Origin of the sequence: Streptomyces sp. NPDC052299 (genome assembly GCF_040679335.1) — a bacterium.
GTDB lineage: Bacteria > Actinomycetota > Actinomycetes > Streptomycetales > Streptomycetaceae > Streptomyces.
Window position 1 is genome coordinate 439,943 of sequence record NZ_JBFAUP010000003.1, and the last position, 25,202, is coordinate 465,144.

Annotated in this window: 28 protein-coding genes, 3 tRNA genes and 1 pseudogene; 9 read left to right on the forward strand and 23 right to left on the reverse strand. The window is 71.9% G+C overall.

What is annotated here, in order from left to right; translation table 11 throughout:
• Positions 1–20: 20 nt before the first annotated feature.
• From AB0L33_RS07620 to AB0L33_RS07655, 8 genes are all read right to left on the reverse strand, one after another.
• Positions 21–1,076 (reverse strand): UDP-N-acetylmuramate dehydrogenase, encoded by a 1,056-nt coding sequence (locus tag AB0L33_RS07620; protein WP_365678607.1) that lies wholly within the window; start codon positions 1,074–1,076, stop codon positions 21–23.
• 71 nt (positions 1,077–1,147) lie between these two features.
• Positions 1,148–2,596: an MFS transporter gene (locus AB0L33_RS07625; RefSeq protein WP_365678609.1), complete on the reverse strand. Its 1,449-nt coding sequence runs from the start codon at positions 2,594–2,596 to the stop codon at positions 1,148–1,150.
• Positions 2,597–2,672: 76 nt separating this feature from the next.
• A complete protein-coding gene (locus tag AB0L33_RS07630; RefSeq protein ID WP_365678691.1) occupies positions 2,673–3,221 on the reverse strand; it encodes a TetR/AcrR family transcriptional regulator in 549 nt (182 codons plus the stop codon).
• Between the two features lie 130 nt (positions 3,222–3,351).
• A complete protein-coding gene (locus AB0L33_RS07635) occupies positions 3,352–3,780 on the reverse strand; it encodes a MaoC family dehydratase (protein ID WP_365678611.1) in 429 nt (142 codons plus the stop codon).
• Complete coding sequence (locus tag AB0L33_RS07640) at positions 3,780–4,232, reverse strand: MaoC family dehydratase N-terminal domain-containing protein (protein WP_018101272.1); 453 nt, start codon at positions 4,230–4,232, stop codon at positions 3,780–3,782. Before AB0L33_RS07640 ends, AB0L33_RS07635 begins: the two co-directional genes overlap by 1 nt.
• 132 nt (positions 4,233–4,364) lie before the next feature.
• Positions 4,365–4,529 carry a 50S ribosomal protein L33 gene (rpmG, locus tag AB0L33_RS07645; protein WP_003956487.1) on the reverse strand — a complete coding sequence of 55 codons (165 nt, stop codon included), beginning with the start codon at positions 4,527–4,529 and terminating at the stop codon, positions 4,365–4,367.
• Between the two features lie 88 nt (positions 4,530–4,617).
• Positions 4,618–4,690 (reverse strand) — tRNA-Met (locus AB0L33_RS07650).
• A gap of 44 nt (positions 4,691–4,734) precedes the next feature.
• Positions 4,735–4,807: transfer RNA gene (locus AB0L33_RS07655), tRNA-Thr, on the reverse strand.
• Positions 4,808–5,021: 214 nt separating this feature from the next.
• Here AB0L33_RS07655 and AB0L33_RS07660 point away from each other — a divergent pair.
• Both AB0L33_RS07660 and AB0L33_RS07665 read left to right on the forward strand, forming a co-directional pair.
• On the forward strand, positions 5,022–6,281 hold the full coding sequence (locus tag AB0L33_RS07660; RefSeq protein WP_365678613.1) for an amidohydrolase family protein: 1,260 nt from the start codon (positions 5,022–5,024) through the stop codon (positions 6,279–6,281).
• Positions 6,282–6,315: 34 nt separating this feature from the next.
• A complete protein-coding gene (locus tag AB0L33_RS07665) occupies positions 6,316–6,972 on the forward strand; it encodes an SDR family oxidoreductase (protein WP_365678615.1) in 657 nt (218 codons plus the stop codon).
• 49 nt (positions 6,973–7,021) lie between these two features.
• Here the strand turns inward: AB0L33_RS07665 and AB0L33_RS07670 are convergent.
• A tRNA-Tyr gene (locus AB0L33_RS07670) sits at positions 7,022–7,103 on the reverse strand.
• A 190-nt stretch (positions 7,104–7,293) separates the two neighbouring features.
• On the opposite strand from AB0L33_RS07670, the gene AB0L33_RS07675 reads away from it, so the two are divergent.
• From AB0L33_RS07675 to AB0L33_RS07685, 3 genes are all read left to right on the forward strand, one after another.
• Entirely contained in the window at positions 7,294–7,782 is a 489-nt protein-coding gene (locus tag AB0L33_RS07675; protein ID WP_018519335.1) for a YajQ family cyclic di-GMP-binding protein, read from the forward strand.
• Positions 7,783–7,929: 147 nt separating this feature from the next.
• Positions 7,930–8,436: a methylated-DNA--[protein]-cysteine S-methyltransferase gene (locus tag AB0L33_RS07680; RefSeq protein ID WP_365678617.1), complete on the forward strand. Its 507-nt coding sequence runs from the start codon at positions 7,930–7,932 to the stop codon at positions 8,434–8,436.
• Positions 8,437–8,449: 13 nt separating this feature from the next.
• Positions 8,450–9,109 carry an alpha-ketoglutarate-dependent dioxygenase AlkB gene (locus tag AB0L33_RS07685; RefSeq protein WP_365678693.1) on the forward strand — a complete coding sequence of 220 codons (660 nt, stop codon included), beginning with the start codon at positions 8,450–8,452 and terminating at the stop codon, positions 9,107–9,109.
• Positions 9,110–9,111: 2 nt separating this feature from the next.
• Here AB0L33_RS07685 and AB0L33_RS07690 read toward each other — a convergent pair whose 3' ends face one another.
• The 14 genes from AB0L33_RS07690 to AB0L33_RS07755 all read right to left on the reverse strand — a co-directional run bounded on the left by AB0L33_RS07690 (position 9,112) and on the right by AB0L33_RS07755 (position 20,969).
• A complete protein-coding gene (locus AB0L33_RS07690; RefSeq protein WP_143626001.1) occupies positions 9,112–9,384 on the reverse strand; it encodes a GlsB/YeaQ/YmgE family stress response membrane protein in 273 nt (90 codons plus the stop codon).
• Positions 9,385–9,461: 77 nt separating this feature from the next.
• On the reverse strand, positions 9,462–9,854 hold the full coding sequence (locus tag AB0L33_RS07695) for a YccF domain-containing protein (RefSeq protein WP_026171283.1): 393 nt from the start codon (positions 9,852–9,854) through the stop codon (positions 9,462–9,464).
• Positions 9,851–10,714, reverse strand: coding sequence for a zinc metalloprotease HtpX (gene htpX / locus AB0L33_RS07700; protein WP_365678619.1), 864 nt, complete (start codon positions 10,712–10,714; stop codon positions 9,851–9,853). The genes AB0L33_RS07695 and htpX overlap by 4 nt, the downstream gene beginning before the upstream one ends.
• Positions 10,715–10,910: 196 nt before the next feature.
• Entirely contained in the window at positions 10,911–11,375 is a 465-nt protein-coding gene (locus AB0L33_RS07705) for an MscL family protein (RefSeq protein ID WP_365678621.1), read from the reverse strand.
• Positions 11,376–11,491: 116 nt separating this feature from the next.
• Entirely contained in the window at positions 11,492–13,009 is a 1,518-nt protein-coding gene (locus AB0L33_RS07710) for an NADH-quinone oxidoreductase subunit N (RefSeq protein ID WP_365678623.1), read from the reverse strand.
• A complete protein-coding gene (locus AB0L33_RS07715) occupies positions 13,006–14,553 on the reverse strand; it encodes an NADH-quinone oxidoreductase subunit M (protein ID WP_365678695.1) in 1,548 nt (515 codons plus the stop codon). The genes AB0L33_RS07710 and AB0L33_RS07715 overlap by 4 nt, the downstream gene beginning before the upstream one ends.
• Before the next feature lie 27 nt (positions 14,554–14,580).
• A complete protein-coding gene (locus tag AB0L33_RS07720; RefSeq protein ID WP_365678625.1) occupies positions 14,581–16,581 on the reverse strand; it encodes an NADH-quinone oxidoreductase subunit L in 2,001 nt (666 codons plus the stop codon).
• Positions 16,578–16,997: an NADH-quinone oxidoreductase subunit NuoK gene (gene nuoK / locus AB0L33_RS07725; RefSeq protein ID WP_365678627.1), complete on the reverse strand. Its 420-nt coding sequence runs from the start codon at positions 16,995–16,997 to the stop codon at positions 16,578–16,580. Before nuoK ends, AB0L33_RS07720 begins: the two co-directional genes overlap by 4 nt.
• On the reverse strand, positions 16,997–17,599 hold the full coding sequence (locus AB0L33_RS07730; protein WP_365678629.1) for an NADH-quinone oxidoreductase subunit J: 603 nt from the start codon (positions 17,597–17,599) through the stop codon (positions 16,997–16,999). The genes nuoK and AB0L33_RS07730 overlap by 1 nt, the downstream gene beginning before the upstream one ends.
• On the reverse strand, positions 17,596–18,189 hold the full coding sequence (locus AB0L33_RS07735; RefSeq protein ID WP_365678631.1) for an NADH-quinone oxidoreductase subunit I: 594 nt from the start codon (positions 18,187–18,189) through the stop codon (positions 17,596–17,598). Before AB0L33_RS07735 ends, AB0L33_RS07730 begins: the two co-directional genes overlap by 4 nt.
• On the reverse strand, positions 18,189–19,157 hold the full coding sequence (locus AB0L33_RS07740; RefSeq protein ID WP_365678633.1) for a complex I subunit 1 family protein: 969 nt from the start codon (positions 19,155–19,157) through the stop codon (positions 18,189–18,191). Before AB0L33_RS07740 ends, AB0L33_RS07735 begins: the two co-directional genes overlap by 1 nt.
• The gene (locus AB0L33_RS07745; RefSeq protein WP_365678635.1) at positions 19,154–19,966 is read right to left on the reverse strand and encodes an NADH-quinone oxidoreductase subunit C; all 813 of its coding nucleotides are present in this window, start codon (positions 19,964–19,966) and stop codon (positions 19,154–19,156) included. Before AB0L33_RS07745 ends, AB0L33_RS07740 begins: the two co-directional genes overlap by 4 nt.
• The gene (locus AB0L33_RS07750; RefSeq protein WP_365678637.1) at positions 19,963–20,598 is read right to left on the reverse strand and encodes an NADH-quinone oxidoreductase subunit B family protein; all 636 of its coding nucleotides are present in this window, start codon (positions 20,596–20,598) and stop codon (positions 19,963–19,965) included. Before AB0L33_RS07750 ends, AB0L33_RS07745 begins: the two co-directional genes overlap by 4 nt.
• Positions 20,589–20,969, reverse strand: coding sequence for an NADH-quinone oxidoreductase subunit A (locus AB0L33_RS07755; protein ID WP_018101291.1), 381 nt, complete (start codon positions 20,967–20,969; stop codon positions 20,589–20,591). Before AB0L33_RS07755 ends, AB0L33_RS07750 begins: the two co-directional genes overlap by 10 nt.
• Before the next feature lie 264 nt (positions 20,970–21,233).
• Here AB0L33_RS07755 and AB0L33_RS07760 point away from each other — a divergent pair, with 264 nt between their 5' ends.
• The 4 genes and pseudogenes from AB0L33_RS07760 to AB0L33_RS07775 all read left to right on the forward strand — a co-directional run.
• Positions 21,234–22,433: a sensor domain-containing protein gene (locus AB0L33_RS07760; RefSeq protein WP_365678639.1), complete on the forward strand. Its 1,200-nt coding sequence runs from the start codon at positions 21,234–21,236 to the stop codon at positions 22,431–22,433.
• Between the two features lie 129 nt (positions 22,434–22,562).
• Positions 22,563–23,918: a sensor domain-containing protein gene (locus tag AB0L33_RS07765; protein ID WP_365678641.1), complete on the forward strand. Its 1,356-nt coding sequence runs from the start codon at positions 22,563–22,565 to the stop codon at positions 23,916–23,918.
• A gap of 142 nt (positions 23,919–24,060) precedes the next feature.
• Positions 24,061–24,720: a response regulator transcription factor gene (locus tag AB0L33_RS07770; RefSeq protein ID WP_026171285.1), complete on the forward strand. Its 660-nt coding sequence runs from the start codon at positions 24,061–24,063 to the stop codon at positions 24,718–24,720.
• Between the two features lie 254 nt (positions 24,721–24,974).
• A pseudogene (locus tag AB0L33_RS07775) lies at positions 24,975–25,202 on the forward strand (2-oxoglutarate ferredoxin oxidoreductase subunit alpha); the annotation flags it as partial.

Sequence of the window (25,202 nt, forward strand, 5' to 3'; positions counted from 1 at the left end):
GGGCACGGGGCCCGGGCGCTCTACAGGCCGACGCCCACCGTCACCGGTTCGTTGACCAGGGTGACGCCGAAGGCCGCGTGCACCCCGGACACGACCTCGCGGGCCAGGGCGAGCAGGTCCTCCGTGGTCGCCTCGCCCCGGTTGGTGAGGGCGAGCGTGTGCTTGGTCGAGATGCGGGCGGGTCCGGTGCCGTAGCCCTTGGTGAACCCGGCCCGGTCGATGAGCCAGGCGGCGGAGGTCTTGGTGCGGCCCTCACCGGCGGGGAAGGCGGGGGGCGTCACCTCGGGGCCGAGCCGGTCGGCGACCCGGGCCAGGAACGCGTCGAACTCGGCCTGCTCCAGGACCGGGTTGGTGAAGAAGGACCCGGCCGACCAGGTGTCGTGGTCCTCGGGGTCGAGGACCATGCCCTTGCCCGCGCGCAGCCGGAGCACCGTTTCGCGGGCCTCGGCGGCGGGAACGCGGTCGCCCTCCCGGACGCCCATGGCCCGCGCGGTCTCCGGGTACTTCAGGGGCGCCGAGAGCCCGCCGGCCTCCTCCAGGCCGAAGCGGACGCGCAGCACCACGTACCGGTCGGGTTCGGCCTTGAAGCGGCTGTGCCGGTAGGAGAACGCGCACTCGGAGTTGGGCAGGACGACCGTTTCCCGGGTGCGCCGGTCATAGGCGACGACCTCGGTGATGGTGGCGGACACCTCCTGGCCGTACGCCCCGACGTTCTGGATGGGCGTCGCACCCGCCGAGCCGGGGATGCCCGCCAGGCATTCGAGGCCCGCGAGGCCGGCCTCCACGGTGCGGGTGACGGCGTCGGTCCAGACCTCGCCCGCGGCCAGTTCCAGGGAGCCGCCGTCCAGGACGAAGCCCTTGGTGGCGATCCGCAGGGCGGTGCCCTCGAAGCCCTTGTCGCCGATGACGAGATTGCTGCCGCCGCCGATGATCAGGAGCGGGGTGCCGCTGTCGTCGGCCTCGCGCACGGCGTCGATCACCTCGGTGTCCGTGGTGGCCGTGAGGAGCCGGGTGGCGGGGCCGCCGAGCCGGAAGGTGGTCAGGGGGGCGAGGGGCGCGTCGTGGAGTTCCTGCACGGGACAAGGGTACGGTCCGTGGCCCCGCCGTCTGGGCGGGGCCACGGACCGTGTGGTGTGCGCGGGGTGCGTCAGGCGGGTACGGCGACCGGCTCGTCGGCGTGGGCCTCGGCCGCCCCACCCGCGGCCTCCTGCATACCGGCGGCGCGGCGGCTGGGGATCATCAGGGCGACGAGCGCGGCCAGGGCGACGGCTCCCGACCCGATCCAGACGGCGGGCACGGTGCCGTCGGTGAAGGCCCGCGCGGACTCCAGGCCCCCCTGCGAGGCGAAGACGGTGGTGAGCACGGCGACCCCGAGGGCACCGCCGACCTCGCGGAGGGCGTTGTTGGCGCCGGACGCGATGCCCCGGTCACCGGGGCGGACGGTGGACATCACCAGGCCGGCGGCCGGCGCGAAGTACAGGGCCATTCCGATACCGCCGACGACCAGGGCAGGAAGCAGCGAGGTGTAGGAGGCGTCCGGGGCGAGGACCAAGGCGAAGAGGGCGAGCCCGGTGGCCTGGAAGGCCAGCCCGGCCACGACCACCGGACGGCCGCCGAAGCGGTCGGAGAGCATCCCGGCGATGGGGGCGACGAGCATCGGCATGCCGGTCCAGGGCAGCATCCGCAGCCCGGCCTCGGTCGGCGAGTAGCCCAGGACGCCCTGGAGGTACTGGCTGAGCAGGAAGATCGCGCCGAACATTCCGAGGTACATCAGCATGCCGGCGACGTTGATGCCGAAGAAGCCGCGGTCCCGGAAGAGGCGCATGGGGAGCATCGGCTTGCGGCCCCCGAAGCCGTGGCGGACGAAGGCGCCCATGAGCACGATGCCGACGGCGAGGGAGGTCAGGACGGTCGGGCTGGTCCAGCCGTCGGCGTTGGCGTTGACGAGGCCGTAGACGATGCCGAAGAGGCCGCCGCTGACGAGGAGGGTGCCGGGGACGTCGAGCCGCGCGCCGGGGGCGTACGACTCCGCGAGGCGGAGGCGGGCGAGCGGCAGCAGGAGCAGGCCGATGGGCACGTTGAGCCAGAAGATCCACTGCCAGGAGATGTGCTCGGTGAGGCTGCCGCCGATCAGGGGCCCGCTGGCCACGGCGAGGCCGGTCACGGCGCTGAAGATGCCGAGCGCCATGCCCCGGCGGGCGGGTTCCACGGCGGCCGTGAGCAGGGTGAGCGTGAGCGGCATCATGATCGCGGCGCCGACGCCCTGGACGGCGCGGAAAGCAATGAGTTCGTTGATGCCGGGCGAGAGGGCGGCCGCCGCGGAGGCGCCGGTGAAGACGGTGAGGCCGGTGAGGAAGAGCCGGCGGCGGCCGAAGCGGTCACCGAGGGCCGCGCCGAACATCAGCAGGACGGCGAAGGTGAGCGTGTAGGCGTTGACCGTCCATTCCAGCTCCTCCATCTCCCCGCCGAGGCTTTCGCGGATGGAGGGCAGGGCGGTGGTGACGACGAGGTTGTCGAGGGCCGCCATGAAGCCGGCGACGCTGGTGATGACGAGGGCCCAGGCCGCTCCCGCGCGGCCTGTCGTTTGCTGGTTCACTGCTCCCCCTGAGGGTTAGTTATTGATTACTAACTTTTCCGGGCAGAAAACCGGGCCGAACCCGGGTCGCGCACATTCAGAGGACGGGCTGGGCGGAGTCGTAGAAGCCGGACCAGATCCGATGACCGGCCGGAAAGCCGAGCGAGATGAGCGTGTTGGCGAGCATGCCGTACGCGAGGAAGGTGGTGGTGTCGCTCTCGTCGGCACCGAGCGCGAGGCGGACGGAGTCGAACAGCTCCAGCCAGCCGGCCCGCACCGCTTCGCCGAACTCGTGATCCCCGGCCGCCTCCGCCGCCGCGACGGCCGCGTAGACCTGCATCTGCATGAGCAGCTTCTCGGGGTCGTCGGCGATCAGCTGCTGGTAGGCGCGGGCCATGGCATGGAGTGCTTCCTCGCCGTCCAGCCCGTCGGCGGCGTCGACGAAGACCTGCCGGGTCTCCTGGAGGCAGCGCTCGGCCGCCGCCAGGAACATCGCCTCCTTGTTGGGAAAGAGACGGAACAGGTACGGCTGCGAGACACCCACCCGCTGGGCGATCACCGCGGTGGAGGTCGCGCTGTACCCGCCGCGGGCGAACTCGGCGATCGCCGCCCGGATGACGCTCTCGCGCCGCTCATCTGCACTCATCCTTGCCATGCCCATAAGTTAGTGCTCAATCACTAACTTCGTCAACCGGGAGGGGGACGAAGTTCCGAGCGGCATACGCGTAAGGGGCACGGCCCCATGGACCGTGCCCCTTACATCGCGTCGCGTCGCCCTAGGCGAGCTGCACCACGGCCCGGGACATGCCCAGGACCTTCTTGCCGTCGCTCATGACGGTCAGGTCCACGCGCACCCGCCGGTCGTCCAGCAGCGCACCCACCTTGGCGCTGACCTCGATCTGCGCGCCCTTGTCGTCGTCCGGGACCACGACGGGCTTGGTGAAGCGCACGCCGTACTCGACCACCGCGCCCGGGTCGCCGGCCCAGTCCGTGACCACGCGGATCGCCTCGGCCATGGTGAACATGCCGTGCGCGATCACATCGGGCAGCCCGACCTCGCGCGCGAAGCGCTCGTTCCAGTGGATCGGGTTGAAGTCGCCCGAGGCACCCGCGTACTGCACGAGCGTCGCCCGGGTGACCGGGAAGATCCGCGCCGGCAGCTCCGTACCGACCTCGACGGACTCGTAACTCACCTTCGCCGTCATCACGCCTCCTCGGCGGCGCGCGCCACCAGCTTCGTCCAGGCGGTCACGACCAGCTCGCCCGACTCGTCGTGGACGTCACCGCGGACGTCCAGGATGTCGTTGCCCGCCATCGACTTCACGGCCTCGATGGTCGAGACGACCGACAGCCGGTCACCGGCGCGCACGGGGCGGACGTAGACGAACTTCTGGTCGCCGTGCACGACCCGGCTGTAGTCCAGGCCGAGCTGCGGGTCCTCGATGACCTGGCCGGCGGCCTTGAAGGTGATCGAGAACACGAAGGTCGGCGGTGCGATCACATCGGCGTGGCCGAGGGCCTTCGCGGCCTCGGGATCGGTGTACGCGGGGTGGGCGTCGCCCACGGCCTCGGCGAACTCGCGGATCTTCTCCCGTCCGACCTCGTACGGCGCGGTGGGCGGATAGGTCCGTCCCACGAAGGACTGGTCGAGCGCCATGAACTCGCAACCTCCTGATGAAAGAACGACTGGCCGGCCTGTGACGGCGTCCGGCCCCATTCAACGCCAAACCCGCCGCACAACGACACGAGGCCGCCCCCCGAAGGGGACGGCCTCGTGTACGAGCCTGATTCAGCGCGTTTCGCGGTGCGCGGTGTGCGAGTTGCAGCGCGGGCAGTGCTTCTTCATCTCAAGACGGTCCGGGTTGTTACGCCGGTTCTTCTTGGTGATGTAGTTCCGCTCCTTGCACTCCACGCAGGCCAGCGTGATCTTCGGGCGGACGTCGGTGGCAGCCACGTGAGTGCTCCTTGGACGGACGATGGACGGATGAACGCAGAAAAGAGTAGCCGATCGAAGGACCGACCCCACAATCGGCTACTTTTAGTAGCGGTGACCGGACTTGAACCGGTGACACAGCGATTATGAGCCGCTTGCTCTACCGACTGAGCTACACCGCTTTGATGACTGGGCCCCCCGCCGAAGCGGGGTTTCCGATCACCAGAGCCCCAATGCGGAATCGAACCGCAGACCTTCTCCTTACCATGGAGACGCTCTACCGACTGAGCTATTGGGGCGAGCGATGAAGACATTACACGCTCGGTCGCCGATCGCCCAAATCCGTTTCCCGGCGCCCGGCCGACCTGGTCCCGTACCCCGCTCCGGGCGCCCCCACACCGCTGATCAGCAAGGCCGCACCAGTACGACTATTGCGCTCCTCCTCCGGGCGGGCCGGGCCCGCCCCTAGGCTCTACTCACTCTGCGTGATCTTGACCCCTTCCCAGGAGCACGATGCCCGACAGCCAGCCGCGGCGGCCCGACGACCACACGGCCGACCCCACCGGCGGCCCGGAGACCTCAGCCCTGACGCTCTGCGGCGCCCGCCTCACCGACGGCCGCGTCGTGGATGTACGGGTCTGCGGCGGGCGCATCGAGGCCGTCGGGACCGCCGGCAGCCTCACCGCGGCGCCCGGCGCCCGCCTGGACCTGCGCGGCCACCTCATGCTCCCCGCGCCCGCCGAGCCGCACGCCCACAGCGACACCGCGCTCACCGCGGACGGCTCCGGCCCCGCGTCCGAGCGCACCGAGGACATCCGGCGGCGTGCCACGGAGGCCGCCCTGCTCCAGCTGGGCCACGGCGCGACGGCCCTGCGCACGCACGTGGGCATCGGCGATCTCCAGGGCCTGGCGGCGCTCGAAGCCGTCCTCCAGGCCCAACGCTCGCTGCGCGGCCTGGCCGACCTGGCCCCGGTCGCCGTCCCCCGGCTGCTCACCGGTGTCGCCGGGGCGGGCAACCTGGCGATGCTCCGAGATGCGGTGAAGATGGGCGCCTCCGCGGTCGGCGGCCGCCCGGACCTCGACCCGGACCCGGCGGGATACGTCGAGGCCGTCCTCGAAGTCGCCGCGGAGCACGGCTGCCCCGTGGACCTGCACCTGGACGGTGACGACCCCGCCCGGCTGGCCCGGTTCGCCGCGCTGGCGGGCGGCCTGCGCCAGGAGGTCACCATCGGCCCCTGCGCCGGTCTCACCCGCCTCCCGTCCGACGTCGCCGCACGGGCGGCCGGACAGCTGGCGGCGGCCGGGGTGAGCGTCGTCTGCCTCCCCCAGGGCGGCTGTTGCGGCACGGAACACCGGGGCGCCGCCCCCGTACGGCTGCTGCGCGACGCCGGGGTGCGGGTCGCCGCGGGCAGCGGGGCCCTGCGCGATCCGGCCAACCCGGTGGGGCGCGGCGACCCGCTGGAGGCGGCGTTCCTGCTGGCCTCGCAGGGCGGCCTGAGCCCCGGGCACGCCTACGCGGCGGTGTCCGCCGAGGCCCGGCGCGTCATGGGGCTCGCCGAGGTCCGCGTCGAGGCGGGCTTCCCGGCGGAACTGCTCGCCGTACGCGGTGAGGGGCTGGCCGAGGCGCTGTCGCTGGCGTACAGCCGGATCGTGGTGCACCGGGGGCGGGTGGTGGCCCGGACCAGCGCGGTGCGCGAGTACTGCGACTCGGAGGCCGGCGGCGGGCCCGGTCTTCCCCGTCAGGGACGGCCGGAATCCACCGGCGGGCCGTGAGCGTCGCGGCGCGCTCCGGCGTACCGTCGGTCGTATGCGCATTGTCATCGCAGGTGGACATGGTCAGATCGCGCTGCGGCTGGAGCGGTTGCTCGCCGCGCGCGGGGACGAGGCGGCCGGCATCATCCGCAACCCCGGTCAGAGCGACGACCTCAGGGCGGTGGGCGCCGAGCCCGTGGTGCTGGATCTGGAATCGGCCACGGTCGAGGAGGTCGCCGAGGTGCTGCGCGGCGCCGACGCGGCGGTCTTCGCGGCCGGCGCGGGCCCCAACAGCGGCACGGCCCGCAAGGACACCGTGGACCGGGGCGCGGCGGTGCTCTTCGCGGACGCGGCGGAGCGGGCGGGGGTGCGGCGTTACGTCGTGGTGTCGTCCATGGGCGCGGACCCGGACCACGCCGGGGACGAGGTGTTCGACGTGTACCTGCGGGCCAAGGGCGAGGCGGACGCGGACGTACGCTCCCGCGCCGCCCTGGACTGGACGATCCTGCGCCCCGGGATGCTCACCAACGACGCCGGCACCGGCCAGGTCCTCCTGGCCGCGTCCACGGGCCGGGGCCCGGTCCCCCGCGACGACGTGGCGGCGGCCCTGGTCGAGCTCCTGGACACCCCGGCCACGGCGGGCCTGACCCTGGAGCTGATCTCGGGCAACGTGCCGCTGGCGGTCGCGGTGAAGGACATCGCGGGCAACTGACCCGCACGCACGAAGAAGGCCCCCGTTCGAAGAACGGGGGCCTTGCTTGTGGCGGCGCCAGGGTTCGAACCTGGGTAGGCTGAGCCGGCAGATTTACAGTCTGCTCCCTTTGGCCACTCGGGCACACCGCCAAGGGATGCCGCCTTCGAGTCCCGGTTTCCCGTGGTGCTCTCTGGCAACGACGTAAACAATACCTGATGACCGAGGGTGCTACGCCACCGGATTGTTCGGAGGCCCGTGCGGTCTCGGGTGGCTAGGCTTTACGCGGCCGCTGCGCCAGGTACGTACTTCCAGCACCCCCGATCCAAGGAGCCACACGTCATGGCCGACTCCAGTTTCGACATCGTCTCGAAGGTCGAGCGGCAGGAGGTCGACAACGCCCTCAACCAGGCCGCCAAGGAGATCTCCACCCGTTACGACTTCAAGGGCACGGACGCGTCGATCGCGTGGTCCGGCGAGAAGATCCTGATGCAGGCGAACGGCGAGGAGCGGGTCAAGGCCATCCTCGACATCTTCCAGTCCAAGCTGATCAAGCGGGGGATCTCGCTGAAGTCGCTGGACGCCGGTGAGCCGCAGCTCTCCGGCAAGGAGTACAAGCTGTTCGCCTCGATCCAGGAGGGCATCTCCCAGGAGAACGCCAAGAAGGTCGCGAAGATCATCCGCGACGAGGGACCCAAGGGCGTCAAGGCCCAGGTCCAGGGCGAGGAGCTGCGGGTCACCTCGAAGAGCCGGGACGACCTGCAGGCCGTGCAGGCGCTGCTGAAGGCCCAGGACTTCGACTTCGACGTGCAGTTCGCGAACTACCGCTAGACCGTCGCGGCCCGGGCGCGGAACCTCTCGTTCCGCGCCCGGACTGCATGTCCGAATACCGCCGGTTCCGGCGTTTCGGGAGCAGCAGACTGGTCCGTGGCGGCCGGCGTTCCGGCCGGGCCATACGGACGAGGAGAGGGACCGGTCATGACCATGTACGCGACGGTCGACAGCCCGCTGGGCGAACTGCTGCTGGTCGGGGAAGAGACCCCGGGAGCGGCGGGCGTCGCGCTCGTCTCGCTCTCCGTGCCCGGTCAGAAGGGCGGCACCGTCGTGCGGGACGGCTGGGTGCGCGCGCCGGAGGCGTTCGCGGGGGCCGCCGCCCAGCTGCGGGAGTACTTCGAGGGGCGCAGGACGCGCTTCGACCTGGTGTACGCGCAGGGGCGGGGCACGGAGTTCCAGCGGCGGGTCTGGGCCGAGCTGGACGCCGTTCCGTACGGCGAGACGGTCTCGTACGGGCAGATCGCCGCGCGCGTCGGCGCGAGCGGTGCCGGGGTGCGGGCCGTGGGCACGGCGATCGGGCGCAATCCGCTGCTCGTCGTGCGGCCGTGCCACCGGGTGATCGGCGCGGACGGCGCGCTGCGCGGCTACGCGGGCGGTCTTGAGCGCAAGGAACGGCTGCTGGGGCTCGAAGGGGCCCTGGCGGGGCGTTGACGGGCCGGGGCTGATGGACGGGCTCTTCCCCAGGTCGCGGGCCGTCGTCGCGCCGGGGGCCGTGCACGTGCCCGACTGGCTGTCGCCCGAGCGGCAGCGGGAGTTGGTGGCGGCGTGCCGGGAATGGGCGCGGGGGCCCGTGCCGCTGCGGCATACGGCGTTGCCGGGTGGCGGGGTCATGTCGGTGCGGACGGTGTGCCTGGGGTGGCACTGGCAGCCGTACCGCTACACGCGTACTGCCGACGATGTGAACGGTGCTCCGGTGGTCCCGTTCCCGGGCTGGCTCGCGGAGTTGGGGCGGGCGGCGGTGGCGGAGGCGTACGGGCCGGGAGGCGGCTCGGAGGCGTACGCGCCGGACGCAGCGCTGGTCAACTTCTACGACGGTACGGCCCGGATGGGCATGCACCGGGATGCCGAGGAGCGGTCCGGGGCGCCCGTGGTGTCGCTCAGCATCGGGGACACGTGTGTCTTCCGGTTCGGCAACACGGAGGGCCGCGGCCGGCCGTGGACCGATGTGGAGCTGGCGTCCGGCGACCTGTTCGTGTTCGGCGGCCCGGCGCGCCGGGCGTTCCACGGGGTGCCGGTGGTCCGGCCGGGCACCGCCCCTCCCGGCACGGGGATGAGCGGTGGCCGACTCAATGTGACGTTGCGTGAAACGGGGTTGAACGGCTGACGTCAGCGTCGTTCGCGGGAGTTGCCGAAGAGCAGGCGGTAGGCGATCAGCAGGACCAGTGAGCCGCCGATGGCCGCGACCCAGGTCGCCGGGTCGAAGAAGTCCTTCGTGATCTCGCGGTCCAGGAAGCGCGACGATATCCAGCCACCGAGGAACGCGCCGACGATCCCTATGAGCGTGGTGCCCACGAGGCCGCCGGGGTCGCGCCCCGGCAGCAGGATCTTGGCGATGACGCCCGCGACGAGCCCGAGGATGATCCAGCCGATAATGGTCATGCGTGCGAACCTACCCGTCACTCGTTCCTGGAATCCAAGACGCGGGGGACGGGCGGGCGGTTGCCCGGCGGGGCTTTCTACCAGCCGGCGAACTGCTCGTCGGTGCGCACGATCTCCTTGCCGAAGGGCATCAGGGAGACCGGGATCAGCTTGAAGTTGGCGATGCCCAGGGGGATTCCGATGATCGTGAGGCACAGGGCGATGCCGGTGGTGATGTGGCCGAGCGCCAGCCACCAGCCGGCGAGGATCAGCCACAGCACGTTGCCCACGCAGGAGGGCCCGCCCGCGTCCCGGCGGTCGACCACCCGGTGCCCGAAGGGCCACAGCGCGTAGACGCCGATCCGGAAGGCGGCCAGGCCGAAGGGGATGCCGATGATCGTGATGCAGAGCAGGAGTCCCGCGAGCAGGTAGCCGAGGAACATCCAGAATCCGCAGAGGACCAGCCAAATGACGTTCAGAATGGTTTTCACGGGCGAGGACCTGCCATCTGCTCGAGTCGGGCGATGCGCTCCGCCATCGGCGGGTGGGTCGAGAACATCTTGGACATCCCCTGCCCCGCGCGGAAGGGGTTGGCGATCATCATGTGGCTCGCGGTCTCGATCCTGGGCTCCGGGGGGAGCGGGAGCTGCTGCGTCCCGGACTCCAGCTTCCGCAGGGCACTGGCGAGGGCCAGCGGGTCGCCGGTGAGCCGGGCGCCCGAGGCGTCCGCCTCGTACTCCCGGGAGCGGCTGACGGCCAGCTGGATGACGGACGCGGCGAGCGGACCGAGGATCATGATCAGCAGCATGCCGAGGAGGCCCGGGCCCTCGTCGTCGTTGGAGCGGCCGACCGGGATCAGCCAGGCGAAGTTGACCAGGAACATCACGACGGAGGCGAGCGCTCCGGCTACAGACGAGATGAGGATGTCCCGGTTGTAGACGTGGCTCAGCTCGTGGCCGAGGACGCCGCGCAGCTCGCGCTCGTCCAGGAGGCTCAGGATGCCCTCGGTGCAGCAGACCGCCGCGTTGCGCGGGTTGCGGCCGGTCGCGAAGGCGTTGGGGGCCTGGGTCGGGGAGATGTAGAGCCGGGGCATGGGCTGGCGCGCCGAGGTGGAGAGCTCGCGGACCATGCGGTAGAGCTGGGGCGCCTCGAATTCGCTCACGGGGCGGGCGCGCATGGCCCGCAGCGCCAGCTTGTCGCTGTTCCAGTACGCGTACGCGTTGGTGCCGACCGCCACCAGGAGGGCGACGATCAGGCCCGTCCGGCCGAAGAAGCTGCCGATGACGATGATGAGTGCGGACAGGCCCCCGAGGAGTACGGCGGTTCTCAGCCCGTTGTGCCGGCGGTGCACGGTACGCCCTCCAAATCGTGCAGCAGGGGAGCCCTTGGCGGGTGGGCCCCACAAGCCCAGTGGAGCCTCCCTCACTGGTCAACGCCAGGCGACGGGAGCGAGTTCCCTGGTGCGGACGGCCCGACGGCCCAGGCCGGCCCCGCTGCGTGCGTGGGGGCCTGGCTCTGGGCCGTCCGGGTGGAGGTGTGCGGTGCGCTCAGCGCTGGGCGGGGAGCTTGGCGAGCTCCAGCGCCTCGGGGTCCGGCTCGACCTCGCTGGTGCAGTGGGCGCAGCGGGAGGCGATGGCCGGGATCTCGGTGTAGCAGCGGGGGCAGTCGCGCAGGGCGGCCTTGATGTCGACGGGCTCGTCGGCCTTCTTGGCGGTGAAGCGGTCCTGGACCTTGGCCATCGGCACGACGACGCAGAAGTAGAGGACGGCGGCGGTGATGAGGAAGGCGATGGCGGCGCTGAGGAAGAGGCCGTACGGGAAGTCCACGCCGTCGACCTTGAAGTGCGCCTTGCTGAAGTCGCCGGTGCCACGTGTGAAGACGCCGATGAGCGGCACGATGAAGGCGTTGCTGAACCCGGTGACGACCGCGGTGAACGCGGCTCCGACGGCGAGACCGACCGCCATGGAGATGACGTTCCCGCGCAGGATGAAGTCCTTGAACCCGCTCAGCACTGCTCTGGCTCCTTGTGGTGATGAGAACGTCGTACGCCTTGCAAGGCACCGACCTTGCCCTGTGCGGGCGGCCGGGGGCAAACCGATCTTGTCACCCGTCGAACAGACGAGCGACGTCAGAAGAGATTGACGGCGGCGAATCTCAGCACGGTCTGCGGAGCGCCCGACAGGACGACACCGGCGGCCGTGGTGATGACGATGGCCGCGGTCAGGGGCGCCGGGACGCGGTGCCGTACGACGGGCGCGGCCTCCTCCCCGTCCGCGGGCGCGCGGAACAGGGCGGCCGTCCACCGCAGGTAGTAGTACAGCGCGACGACGACGTTGACGGCCATCACGACGGCCAGCCAGCCCAGACCCGCGTCGACGGCGGCGGAGAACACCGTGACCTTGGCGAAGAGCCCGATGATCCCCGGCGGCAGCCCGGCCAGGCAGAGCAGGAAGAACGCCAGCGCGAGGGCGGCCAGGGGCCGGGTGGCGTACAGGCCGCGGTAGTCGTCCAGACGGTTGCCGGGGCGGGTACGGGCGACCAGGGCGGCCACCGCGAAGGCGCCGAGGTTCACGACGGCGTACATCAGGGCGTACGCGACGGTGGAGCCGATCCTGCGCTCCCCCGCGTACGCGGCGGCGGCCACGGGGACGAGCAGGTATCCGGCCTGGGCGACGGAGGACCAGGCGAGCAGGCGTACGGCGCTGCGGGCGCGGGAAGCGCTCTGGCGCAGCGCGGCGACGTTGCCGACGGTCATCGTGAGCGCGGCGAGGACCGCGAGGGCGGGGCCCCACACGTCCGCGTACGCCGGGAAGGCGATCACGGTGACGAGGATGAGGCCGGTGAAGCCGACCGCCTTGCCGACGACCGAGAGGTAGGCGGCGATGGGCAGCGGGGCGCCGACGTAGGTGTCGGGCACCCAGAAGTGGAAGGGCGCGGCGGCCGTCTTGAAGGCGAAGCCGACCAGGGTCAGCGCGACGCCCGCCCCGGCGAGGGTGGAGAGCTGGGGGTCGACGTGGCCGAGGCGGCCGGCCAGGTCCGTGAGGTGGAGCGTGCCGGTTGCCGCGTACACGAAGCTGACGCCGAGGAGCATCACGGCGGTGGCGGTCACGGAGGACAGGAAGAACTTCAGCGCGGCCTCGGAGGAGCGCCGGTCGCCGCGCTTGATGCCGACGAGGGCGAACGCGGGCAGCGAGGCGACTTCGAGGGCGACGACCAGCGTGGCGAGGTCCCGGGACGCGGGCAGGAGCGCGGCGCCCGCGGCCGACGAGAGCAGCAGGAACCAGAACTCGCCGGCCGGGAGCTTGCGGGTGTCGCCGATCGAGAGCAGCGCGGTGAGCAGCGCGCCGCCGAGCACGAGGGCCTGGATGACCAGCGTGAAGTGGTCGGCGGTGTAGCTGCAGGCGTGGCTGCCGGTGGTGAGGCAGAAGGTGGAGCGGTCGCCGTCGTGGAGCGGGATGATCAGGGCGAGCGAGGCGACGAGCCCGGCGACGGCGCCGTAGCCGAGAAGCGGTTTGCGGGCCTCGGTGACGAAGAGGTCGGCGACCAGGACGACGAGGGCGACCGCCGCCGCGGTGAGCGGCGGCGCGAGGGCGAGCCAGTCGACGGACTGGACGAGGCTGGTGGTGCTCTCGGCCGCTGCGATCACGACTTGCCTCCCGCGAGGAGCTTCTGCACGGCCGGGTCGGTGAGGCCGAGGAGGACGGCGGGCCACAGGCCGGCGAGGACGGTGAGGGCCGCGAGGGGGGTCCAGGCGGCGAATTCGTAGCTCTGGACGTCGGCGATCCGCGGTTCGTCGCGGTTCGCGCCCATGCAGACGCGGCGGACCACGATCAGCAGGTACGCGGCGGTGAGCAGGGTGCCGGAGGCGGCGATCGACATGAACGTCAGGAAGGCGGGCCGGCTCAGCCCGTCGGCCGGGTCGAACGCGCCGAACAGGGCGAGCATCTCGCCCCAGAACCCGGCGAGCCCCGGCAGCCCGAGGGAGGCGATCGCGGCGAACGCGAGGAGGCCGCCGAGGCGGGGTGCGCGGCCGTAGAGCGCGGCGCCGGTGGCTCCGGCGAGGGTGTCCAGGTCGGCGGTGCCGTACCGGTCCTTGACGGCGCCGACCAGGAAGAACAGCAGGCCGGTGATGAGCCCGTGGGCGATGTTGGCGAAGAGCGCGCCGTTGACGCCGGTGGGGGTCATGCTCGCGATGCCGAGGAGGACGAAGCCCATGTGGCCGACGGAGGAGTAGGCGATGAGCCGCTTCAGGTCGCCCTTGGCGCCGGGCCGGGCGAGGGCCAGGCAGGCGAGCGATCCGTAGACGATCCCGGCGGCGGCGAAGGCCGCGAGATACGGGGCGAAGGTGTGCATCCCGTCCGGGGCGACCGGGAGCAGGATGCGGACGAAGCCGTACGTGCCCATCTTCAGCAGGACGCCCGCGAGGAGCACGGAGCCGACGGTCGGGGCGGCGGTGTGGGCGTCGGGCAGCCAGCTGTGCAGCGGCCACATCGGGGTCTTCACGGCGAGCCCGATCCCGATCGCCAGAACGGCGGTGACCTGCACGGACGAGGTGAGTCCGCGGCCGTTGTCAGTGGCGAGTGCCACCATGTCGAAGGTGCCGCTCTTCAGTCCGATGAGGAGCAGGCCCAGCAGCATGACGACCGAGCCGAGCAGTGTGTAGAGGATGAATTTCCAGGCGGCCGCCTGCCTCCCCGCACCGCCCCATCGGGCGATCAGGAAGTACATCGGGATGAGCACCATCTCGAACGCCAGGAAGAACAGGAGCAGGTCGAGGACGGCGAAGGTGGCGAGGGTGCCGGACTCCAGGAGGAGGACCAGCGCGACGAACGCCTTCGGGGAGGGGCCTTCGGGCAGCTTGAAGTAGCTGTAGAGCGCGCAGAGGAAGGTCAGCAGCGCGGTCAGTACGAGCAGGGGGAGCGAGATGCCGTCGATGCCGAGGTGGATGCGCACGTCCAGCGCCGGAATCCAGCTGATGTCGGTGGTGGCCTGCATCTTCGACGGGTAGTCGTGGTCGAAGCCGGCGGCCAGCACCAGGGTCGCCAGCAGGATGACGCCGGTGACGGTCACGCCGTGGCGGAGCACGGCCTGGTCGGGGCTGCGGCCCTTCAGTCCGGGCGGGGCGGGGAGCAGGGCGGCGACGGCGCCGATGAGCGGGCCGACGACGACGAACGCCAGAAGGAACTGCATCACGGATGCGCTGATATCGATCACGGCTCAGGACCCCGCGTTGACGTTGGCGTAGACGACGGCGGCGACCGCCAGGATCAGGGAACCGGCCAGCGTCGCGCTGAGATAGGTCTGCACGTTGCCGGTCTGGGCGCGGCGGACGGCCGTGCCGAGCAGGCGTGCGCCGGTGGCGGAGCCGCGTACGTAGGTCTCGACGACCTCGCGGTCCAGGAACCGGACGAGGCGGGCCGCGGCCTGGACGGGGCGGACGAACAGCGCCGCGTACAGGGCGTCGAGGTGGAAGCCGGTGGCCGCGTGGCGGTGGAGGGGGCCGAGCAGCAGGCGTCCGGGGTCGGCGGGGTCGGGGGCGTCCCCGGCCGGGCCGTAGGCGGCGGTGCGGGCCTCGATGGCCTCGATCTCCACGAGGGCCGGTTCCGCGTCCGGGTGGGCGACGACCGCGCCCAGGGGGACGCGGGCGGCGAGCGCGGTGGTGTGGCGCCAGGCCGCGTAGGTGACGAGGCCGCCGACGAGGCCGACGCCGGTGGACAGGACGGCGGTGGTCAGCGAGGGGACGAGGCGGTGGCCGTCGAACCAGTCGCCGATGACGCCGACGCTCAGCCCGAGGGCGATGGTCGGGACGGCCAGGACCCACAGGACGGCGGTCATGGCGGCGGGCTGCCTGCCGTGGTCGGGGGCCTCGGCGCCCCGGCCCCGGAAGGCGAGGAGCCAGAGCCGGGTGGCGTAGGCGGCGGTGAGCACGGCGGCCAGCAGCCCGGCGACGAGGACCGTCCAGCCGGCGGCGGCCGGGGCGACGTGCCGGTCGCCGAGCGCGGTGTGCTCGGCGGCCACGAGGACGGCTTCCTTGGAGAAGAAGCCGGCGAACGGGGGGATGGCGGCGAGCGCGAGCAGCGCCACGGTCATCGTCCAGTAGGCGTCCGGGATGCGGCGGGCGAGGCCGCTCATCCGGGACATGGCGGCCAGGGAGTTGGTGCCGGCGGCGTGGATGACGACGCCGGCCGCGAGGAAGAGGACCGCCTTGAAGGCACCGTGCGAGACCAGGTGGAAGAGGGCGGCCCCCCGGTCGCCGACGGCCAGGGCGCCCGACATGTAGCCGAGCTGCCCGATCGTCGAGTAGGCGAGGACGCGCTTGATGTCGTCCTGGGCGAGCGCGGCGAGCCCGGACCCGATCATCGTGACGGCCGCCATCACGGCGAGGACGACCAGGGCCGCGCCGGAGGCCGCGAAGAGGGGGAGGAGCCGGGCGACGAAGTAGATGCCGGCGGCGACCATCGTCGCCGCGTGGATCAGCGCCGAGACGGGGGTGGGGCCGGCCATGGCGTCGGGCAGCCAGGTGTGCAGCGGGAACTGCGCGGACTTGCCCGCGACCCCGGCCAGGAGGAGGAGCGCGATGAGGGTGGGGTGATCGAGGCCGCCGTGGGCGACGGCGCCCAGGATGCGGGTGATGCGGAAGGAGCCGGTATCCGCGGCGAGCGCGAACAGGCCGATGAGGAAGGGGACGTCGCCCAGCTTGGTGACCAGGAACGCCTTCAGGGACGCGGCGCGCGCCTCGGGCGTCTCCCAGTAGTGGCCGACCAGGAAGTACGAGCAGATGCCCATGACCTCCCAGCCGACCAGCAGCACCATCAGGTCGCCGGAGTAGACGACGAGCAGCATGGCGGAGGTGAAGAGGGAGACCAGCGCCGCGTACGAGGGGTAGCGGGGGTCGTCGCGGAGATACGCGGTCGAGTAGATCTGCACGCAGCTCGCGACCAGGGCGACCAGGACGGCGACGAGGACGGCGAAGCCGTCGAGGTGCAGCGCGAGGTCGATGGGGACGGAGCCGGTGGGGGTGAGCTGGGTCGCCGCGTCGATGGGCCGGCCGCCGCCCTGGTGCGAGGCGACCACGGCCGCGAGGACGAGCGAGACGAGGGAGGGCAGGACCGCGAGCGGGCGCACGTATGCGGGCGCGGTGCGGCCGACGAGCAGTCCGGCCGCCGCGCCCAGGAACGGGAGCAGGGGGACGAGGACGGCGAGGGTCGTGGTGGTCACGGGGTGGCCTCTGCCTTCTTTGCCTTCCCTGCCGCAGCAGTGGCCTGGTCTTCGGGGGCGGTGACGGCGTCGTCCTCGTCGTCACCGGCCGGGACGGTCTCGGCCTCGTCGGTCTCGGCGGTGTCGCGGAGGCGGTCGACGTCGGAGCTGCCCCGGTTGCGGTGGACGGCGAGGACGATCGCCAGGCCGATGCCGATCTCCGCCGCCGCGATGGCGATGGTGAACAGGGTGAGGGCCTGGCCGGAGTGGAGGCGGTCGCGGAGCCAGACGTCGAACGCGACCAGGTTGAGGTTGACGGCGTTGAGCATCAGCTCGACGGACATCAGGACGAGGATCGCGTTGCGGCGGGCGAGGACTCCGTACAGCCCGGTGCAGAAGAGGAGGGCGGCGAGCACCGCGGGATAGGCGAGGTGCATCAGCGGGCGTCCTTCCGGGGCGGGGTGGCGTCGGCCCGGTCCGGGGCCCGGCCGCCCTTGCGGGAGAGGACGATCGCGCCGACCAGGGCGGCGAGCAGGAGGACGGAGAGCGCTTCGAAGGGGAGCACCCAGTTCCGGAAGAGGAAGGCGCCGGTGACCTCGGTGGAGCCCTGGGCGGGCCCGTCCAGCTCGATCCACGTCGTACGGAAGGCGTCCACGACGACCCAGACCAGGGCGGCGGCCGAGGCGACGGCGACCGCGAGGGCGGGCAGCCGGTTCTCCGAGTCGGCGTCCGGGGAGCGGCCGATCGGGGCCCTGGTCAGCATCAGCCCGAACAGGAGGAGGACGACGACGGACCCCACGTAGATCAGTACCTGCACCCAGGCGATGAACTCCGCCGTGAGCAGGAGGTATTCGACGGCGAGGCCGCCGAGCGCCACGATCAGCCAGAGGGCGGCGTGCACCAGCTGCCTGGTCGTGACGGTCACCAGGGCCGCGCCGAGCGTCGCGATGCCCACGAGGACGAAGGCGATCTCGATGCCGGCCGGGGAGAGGAAGCCGGGGGCCGCGGTGGCGCCGGAGGCGCCGAGGGCGGTGATCATGCGTCGCCCCCCTCTGCGTCAGCTTCCGCGTCCGCCTCCGCGGCGGCCTCCTGCGCCTGCTGTTCCTGCTGGGCGCGGAGCTTGTCGGCCGTCTTGCGGGCCGCGGCGAGTTCCTTCGGTTCCTCGGCGCGCGGGTCGAGGGCGGGCGGTTCCGGGACCGTCCACATCCAGTCGCGCAGCTTGTCGCGCTCGTGGGTGAGGTCCAGGATGTCCGTCTCCGCGTACTCGAACTCCGGCGACCAGAACAGCGCGTCGAAGGGGCACACCTCGATGCAGATGCCGCAGTACATGCAGAGCGAGAAGTCGATCGCGAAGCGGTCGAGCACGTTGCGGCTGCGTTCGCGGCCGCCCGGGGCCGCGGGCGGCACCGTCTCCTTGTGGGAGTCGATGTAGATGCACCAGTCGGGGCACTCGCGGGCGCACAGCATGCAGACCGTGCAGTTCTCCTCGAACAGCGCGATGACGCCGCGCGAGCGGGGCGGCAGTTCGGGCTGCACGTCCGGGTACTGGGCGGTGACGGTCTTCTTCGTCATCGTCCGCAGGGTGACGGCGAGGCCCTTGGCCAGACCTGAGCCGGGGATCGGGGGCACTAGTTGATCGCCACCTTCACGATGCCGGTGAGCGCGATCTGCGCGAGAGCGAGCGGGATGAGGGTCGTCCAGGCGAGCTTCTGCAGCTGGTCCTCGCGCAGGCGCGGGTAGCTCACGCGCAGCCAGATCACGACGAAGGCGAGGATGCCGGTCTTCAGCAGGGTCCACACCCAGCCGAGTCCGTCGGCGCCCAGCGGGCCGTGCCAGCCGCCGAGGAACAGCACGGTGGTCAGCCCGCACAGCACGACGATGCCCGCGTACTCGGCGAGCAGGAACAGTGCGAAGCGGAGGCCGGTGTACTCGGTGTAGGCGCCGAAGATGATCTCCGAGTCGGCGACCGGCATGTCGAACGGAGGGCGCTGGAGCTCGGCGAGTCCGGCCACGAAGAAGACCAGGGCGCCGGTGATCTGCCAGGGCAGCCACCACCACTCGAACGCGTCCAGGATGCCGGGCAGCGAGACCGTGCCCGCCGCCATCGCCACCGAGGCGGCGGCGAGCAGCATCGGCAGCTCGTACGCGAGGAGTTGCGCGGCGGTGCGGAGGCCGCCGAGGAGGGAGAACTTGTTGGCCGACGCCCAGCCGGCCATCAGCGAGCCGAGTACGCCGACGCCCATCACCGCGAGCACGAAGAAGATGCCCGCGTCGATGACCTGGCCGACCGCGCCCTCGTCCGGGCCGACCGGGATCGCGACCAGCACGAGCAGGTACGGGAGGAGGGCCACGGCCGGGGCCAGGCGGAAGACCTTGCGGTCGGCGCCGGCGGGGACGATGTCCTCCTTCTGCGCGAACTTCACGCCGTCGGCGACGAGCTGGGCCCAGCCGTGGAAGCCGCCGGCGTACATGGGGCCGAGGCGGCCCTGCATGTGGGCCATGACCTTGTGTTCGGTCTGGCCGACGACGAGGGGGAGGACCATGAAGACGGCGAAGACGATGACGATGCGGAGGGCGACGTCCAGGGCGTCGTTCACTCTTGATCGCCTCCGTTGTCGGGGGTGTCGGGTCGGGCGGGGGGCTGAGATTCGGCGGCGTCGCGCCACGGGGCGTCGGCCGCCGGAGGCGGACCCGGCCGCTGCTGGCTCGCCGAGCCCTGGGACGCGCTGCGGCTGCGGCGCGGGCGGGGTTCCGCCGGGGCTCCCGGGGTCGCGTCGCCCGCCGTGCGGGCCCGCCGGGCCGGGCGCGACGGGGCCGGGGGGAGCTGGCCCTTCAGGGGGCCCCAGTCGTTCGGGTCCGGGACGCCGGGCGGGAGCATCGTGCGGCGCTTCGGGCCGCCGTGGTCCGACTCGCCCGGTTCCTTGGCGCCCGGCCACGCCTTCGCCACGCGGGCGGCCAGCACGAAGTCCTTGCGGAGGGGGTGGCCCTCGAAGTTTTCGGGGAGCAGGAGGGGGACCAGGTTCGGGTGGTCCTCGAAGACGACGCCGAACATCTCGTGCGTCTCGCGTTCGTGCCAGGCGGCCCCCGCGTACACACCGATCGCCGTCGGCAGCGCCGGGGCCTCGTGCGGCACCGTCGTGCGCAGCAGCAGGCGGCGGACGCCGGACCCGGCGGACGGCAGGGCGGCCACGTGCGCGCACACCCGGAAGCCCGTGCCCGGTTCGTCCACCGCGCTCAGCCAGTCGAAGTACGTGCAGCCGAGCGCGGAGCGGGCGGTTTCGAGGGCGGTGATCCACGCGGCGGGCGGGACGTCGACCGTCAGCAGGTCGTACGCCCGCTCGGCGGTGGCGTCCTCGCCGAAGACCTCGGCGACGGCGTCCGGAAGGCGGTCGAAGGCGGCGGTCACTTGTCCTCCCCCGCGGCCGGAGGCGGAGTCACCAGGCCGCTGCGCAGCGCCTCCGTCGACGGGCGGGCGCCCGCGGCCTCCGCGTAGCGCTCCCCCAGCGACTCGCGCGCGATCTTCTCCTGGAGCTTCAGGATGCCCTGGAGCAGCGCCTCGGGCCGGGGCGGGCAGCCGGGGACGTAGACGTCGACGGGGATGATCTGGTCGACGCCCTTGGTGACGGAGTACGAGTCCCAGTACGGACCGCCGCAGTTGGAGCAGGCGCCGAAGGAGATGACGTACTTGGGCTCGGGCATCTGCTCGTACAGGCGCTTGACCGCCGGGGCCATCTTGTCCGTCACCGTGCCGGAGACGATCATGAGGTCGGCCTGGCGCGGGCCCGGCGCGAAGGGGATGACGCCGAGCCGGATGAAGTCGTGGCGCGCCATGGAGGCGGCGATGAATTCGATGGCGCAGCAGGCGAGTCCGAAGTTGAAGACCCAGAGGCTGTAGCGGCGGCCCCAGTTGAGGACCACCTTCATCGGTTCCGGCGCGAGCCTGGACAGGACGCCCAGGCGTTTCGGTTCCGGGAGGAACGTGGGTACGGCGGCGGGTTCGTCCCCCGCCCCGGCCGACGACGGGCTCGTCACGTCCATTCGAGGACGCCCTTCTTCCATGCGTAGAGCAGTCCCACGGCCAGGAAACCGAGGAAGATGAACATTTCCACCAGCGTGGTCGCGCCGTAGCCCGGCGCCGCGAAGACCGTCGCCCAGGGGAACAGGAAGATCGAGTCGACGGCGAAGATCACGTACAGGAAGGCGTACACGTAGTAGCGGACCTGGGTGTGCGCCCAGCCCTCCCCCACCGGGTCCACGCCGCACTCGTACGTGAGCAGCTTCTCCGGCGTCGGGACCACCGGCCGCAGCAGCCGGCCCGCGCCGAAGGCGACGGCGACGAACAGGACGCCCACGAGGGCGAGGAGTCCGACCACCGAGTAGCTGTGGAAGTAGTCCGACGACGCGAGCACCGTCCGCGCCGGTGTCGATGCCGCACCGGGAAGACCCGTCACGTCCGCCCCTCGCTCCCTAGCCCCGTCCGAAGCCCCGTCCACGATCTGTACGCACGGGAGTCTAGGCCCTGTAAAGGACGGGTAAGCAGTTGCGTCGGGCAACGGACGGGGAACGGGGGCGGCACGGGTGGGACACGAGTGGGGCGCGGGTGGGGATATCCCTACTTCGCCTCACCCACGAGCCCCATGGCATCCGCCTCGCACGCCCGGCAGGCTGGTCGTATGACCATGAGCCCCCAGGTGCCCGCCCACGACGGGCCGCCTCCCGTCCGCTTCGCCTTCGGCAGGTGGACGTGGAAGGAGGTAGCGCACCTCCTCGCCAACCTGCCGATGGCGATCATCGGATTTGTTTACACGGTGTTGATGATCTCGATCGGCGTGGGCCTCGCGGTCACCGTCGTCGGTCTGCCGCTGCTGGCCGCCGGGCTCCAGGGGTCCCGGCTGATCGGCCGGGCCGAGCGCGCCCGCGCCCGCGGGCTGCTGGGGGTCGTGGTCGACGAGCCGAGTCCGCCGGCCCGGGGCCGCGAAGACGACGGGTTCTTCGCGTGGCTGTGGACCTGCCTGCGCGACCCGGTCGCCTGGCGGGCGGCGCTGTACTCGTTCGTCCGGCTCCCGTGGGGCATCCTCACCTTCACCGTGACGCTGGTCTGCCTCGTCGTGTGGCCGGCCCTCCCCTACACGGCCCGGCTGATGGCCAACGCGGACCGGGCCATGGTGCGCGGCCTGCTCTCCCCCTCCGACGACCTGGAGCGCCGGATCGCGGAGCTGGAGTCCGACCGCGGTGTCGTCGTGGACACCGCCGCCGCGGACCTGCGCCGCATCGAGCGCGACCTGCACGACGGCGCCCAGGCCCGCCTCGTCGCCCTCGCCATGGACCTGGGCCTCGCCAAGGAGAAACTGGCGGACGACCCGGAGGCCGCCGCGCGCATGGTGGACGAGGCGCACGGCGAGGTGAAGGTCGCCCTCCAGGAGCTCCGCGACCTCGCCCGCGGCATCCACCCCGCCGTCCTCACCGACCGCGGCCTGGACGCCGCCCTCTCCGCGATCGCCTCGCGCTGCACCGTGCCCGTCTCCGTACGGGTGGATCTTCCGGGGCGCCCGGCGCAGGCCATCGAGGGCATCGCGTACTTCACGGTCTCCGAACTCCTCCAGAACGTCAGCAAGCACAGCGGGGCCCGTACGGCGTCCGTCGACGTGTGGCGCTCCGGCGACCGGCTGTTCATCCAGGTCGGCGACGACGGGCGGGGCGGGGCCTCGATGGACGGCGGTACGGGCATGGCGGGGCTGGCCGAGCGGCTGGACGCCGTGGACGGGGTCTTCGTGCTCGAATCGCCGGCCGGGGGCCCGACGACCGTCACGGCGGAGCTGCCGTGGCGCGACCGGGGCGCCGAGAAGAGCGCGCCCGGCACGCGCGGCGCGTGACGACGGGGTAGGGAAAACCCCCGCCCCGAGACGGATACCGCCCTCATGGTGCGGCGGCGCCCGGACCAGCAGTCTTGAAGTACAGCACGCACGCACATTCACGGACGCGGAAGAAACGGACGGAACCCCATGGCCACGGCATACGGACCGGACACACGGGCCCCTCAGCGATCGGGAGGCGGCCTCGGGAACCGTCCCACGCGGCGCCACGTCCTGCCGCCCGTGCTGCGGGCGCCCCTGGAGGGCAGGACCTGGCGCGAGTTCTGCTACCTGCTGCTGAGCCTGCCGATCAGCATCGTGCTCTTCACCTTCGCGATCACCATGGTGTCGCTGGGCGCGGGGCTGCTCGTCACCTTCCTGGGCATTCCGGTGCTGGCGGCGGGCCTGGTGATGTGCCGGGGCTTCGGGGCGCTGGAGCGGACCCGGGCGCGGGCGCTGCTGCGGGTGGACGTGGCCGATCCGGCGCCGGTGCGCGGCCGGAAGAGCGGGCTGATGTCGTGGGTCGGCGCGGTCCTGAAGAGCGGGGTGTCCTGGCGGCACCTGCTGTACGCGCTGCTGCACTTTCCCTGGGCGGTCTTCGCGTTCTGCGTCGCGCTGACGCTCCAGGCGTGGGGCTGGGCGGCGCTCACCTACCCGCTGTGGCACTGGTTCGTGCCCTCGCACACGGGCGTCTCGGGCATCCAGCTCTACGGGGACACCCAGCACGAGGTCTACCTCGACTCGGGCGTCGATCTCGCGCTGACCGCCGCGCTCGGCCTGGGCATCGTCATCCTCACCCCCTGGGTGATCCGGGGCCTGGCGACCGTCGACCGGCTGATGGTGGCGGGGCTGCTGAGCCCGTCCCGGCTGGCGGAGCGCGTCACGGAGCTGGAGTCCGACCGCGGTGTCGTCGTGGACACCGCCGCCGCGGACCTGCGCCGCATCGAGCGCGACCTGCACGACGGCGCCCAGGCCCGCCTCGTCGCCCTCGCCATGGACCTGGGCCTCGCCAAGGAGAAGCTCACGGACGACCCGGAGGCCGCCGCGCGCATGGTGGACGAGGCGCACGGCGAGGTGAAGGTCGCCCTCCAGGAGCTCCGCGACCTCGCCCGCGGCATCCACCCCGCCGTCCTCACCGACCGCGGCCTGGACGCCGCCCTCTCCGCCGTCGCCTCGCGCTGCACCGTGCCGGTCAGCGTGGAGGTGGACCTCCCGTCCCGCCCCGCGCAGGCCATCGAGGGCATCGCGTACTTCACGGTCTCCGAACTCCTCCAGAACGTCAGCAAGCACTCCGGGGCCACCCGCGCCTCGGTCGACGTGTGGCGCACGGAGGACCGCCTGCTGCTCCAGGTGACCGACGACGGGCGCGGCGGCGCCGACCCGGCGTCGGGCAGCGGGCTCGCCGGGCTGACCGAGCGGCTGGACGCCGTCGACGGGGTCCTGGTGGTCGACTCGCCGGTGGGCGGCCCCACGAAGGTCACCGCCGAGCTGCCCTGGCGCGGCTGACGGCGCATCCACGGCACGGCACTTCGGAGGTCAACCCCGCGCACGCTCGCGACGTCACTGCCGTTACTGGGATGCTGGACGGCGTAAGGGTCGTACCGGCGGAGCGAGCAGCGGGGGAAACAACGTCGTGGTGGAGGACAGGGTGCGCGTGGTCATCGCCGAGGATTCGGTACTGCTCCGGGAGGGACTGACCCGGTTGCTGACCGATCTCGGGCATGACGTCGTCGCGGGCGTCGGGGACGCGGAGGCGCTGATCAAGACGATCGGCGACCTCGCCGGGCAGGACGCGCTGCCGGACGTGGTGGTCGCGGACGTCCGGATGCCCCCGACCCACACCGACGAGGGCGTCCGGGCGGCGGTGCGGCTGCGCCGGGACTATCCGGGGATCGGGGTGCTGGTCCTGTCGCAGTACGTCGAGGAGCAGTACGCCACCGAGCTGCTGGCCGGGTCCAGCCGGGGCGTCGGGTATCTGCTGAAGGACCGGGTCGCCGAGGTCCGGGAGTTCGTGGACGCGGTGGTCCGGGTGGCGCAGGGCGGTACGGCGCTGGACCCGGAGGTGGTGGCGCAGCTGCTGGGTCGCAGCCGGAAGCAGGACGTGCTGGCCGGGCTGACGCCGCGTGAGCGCGAGGTGCTGGGCCTGATGGCGGAGGGGCGTACGAACTCCGCGGTGGCCAAACAGCTGGTGGTGAGCGACGGGGCGGTCGAGAAGCACGTCAGCAACATCTTCCAGAAGCTGGGCCTGGCCCCGAGCGAGGGCGACCACCGCCGGGTGCTGGCGGTACTGACGTATCTGAACTCCTGACGCTTCCGGACCCCCGACGCGGCGCGCCCGGCCCCCGCGCGTGCCCGGGGGAACCGGCCGGCTGATGGATCATGACCGGCAACGCCCGGAAACGTCCCGGCGTCTCCCTTACGCCAACGTGCCGAAATGCGTCTCATATTGCCGTCCATCATGTGATCTGCCGGAGGAAGGCGACCCTTACGGACGTAGGGTGGGCGGGGGACCTCCGGCGGGCCGGACGGTTCCGAGCCGCCGTGCCGAGGGAGGTCCAGTAAGTGACCAGCCAGGTCAGTAGCCCAGCCGAGCAGGCCGACGAGGCCAGCGAGGCGCTCGTAGGGGGACAGCGTGCCCCCCAGTCCGCAGCCGCGGGAAGCGGTGACAAGGAAGTCCGCCGTCTGGACCGGGTGATCATCCGTTTTGCGGGTGACTCGGGTGATGGGATGCAGCTGACGGGTGACCGGTTCACCTCGGAGACGGCGTCTTTCGGGAACGACCTGTCGACG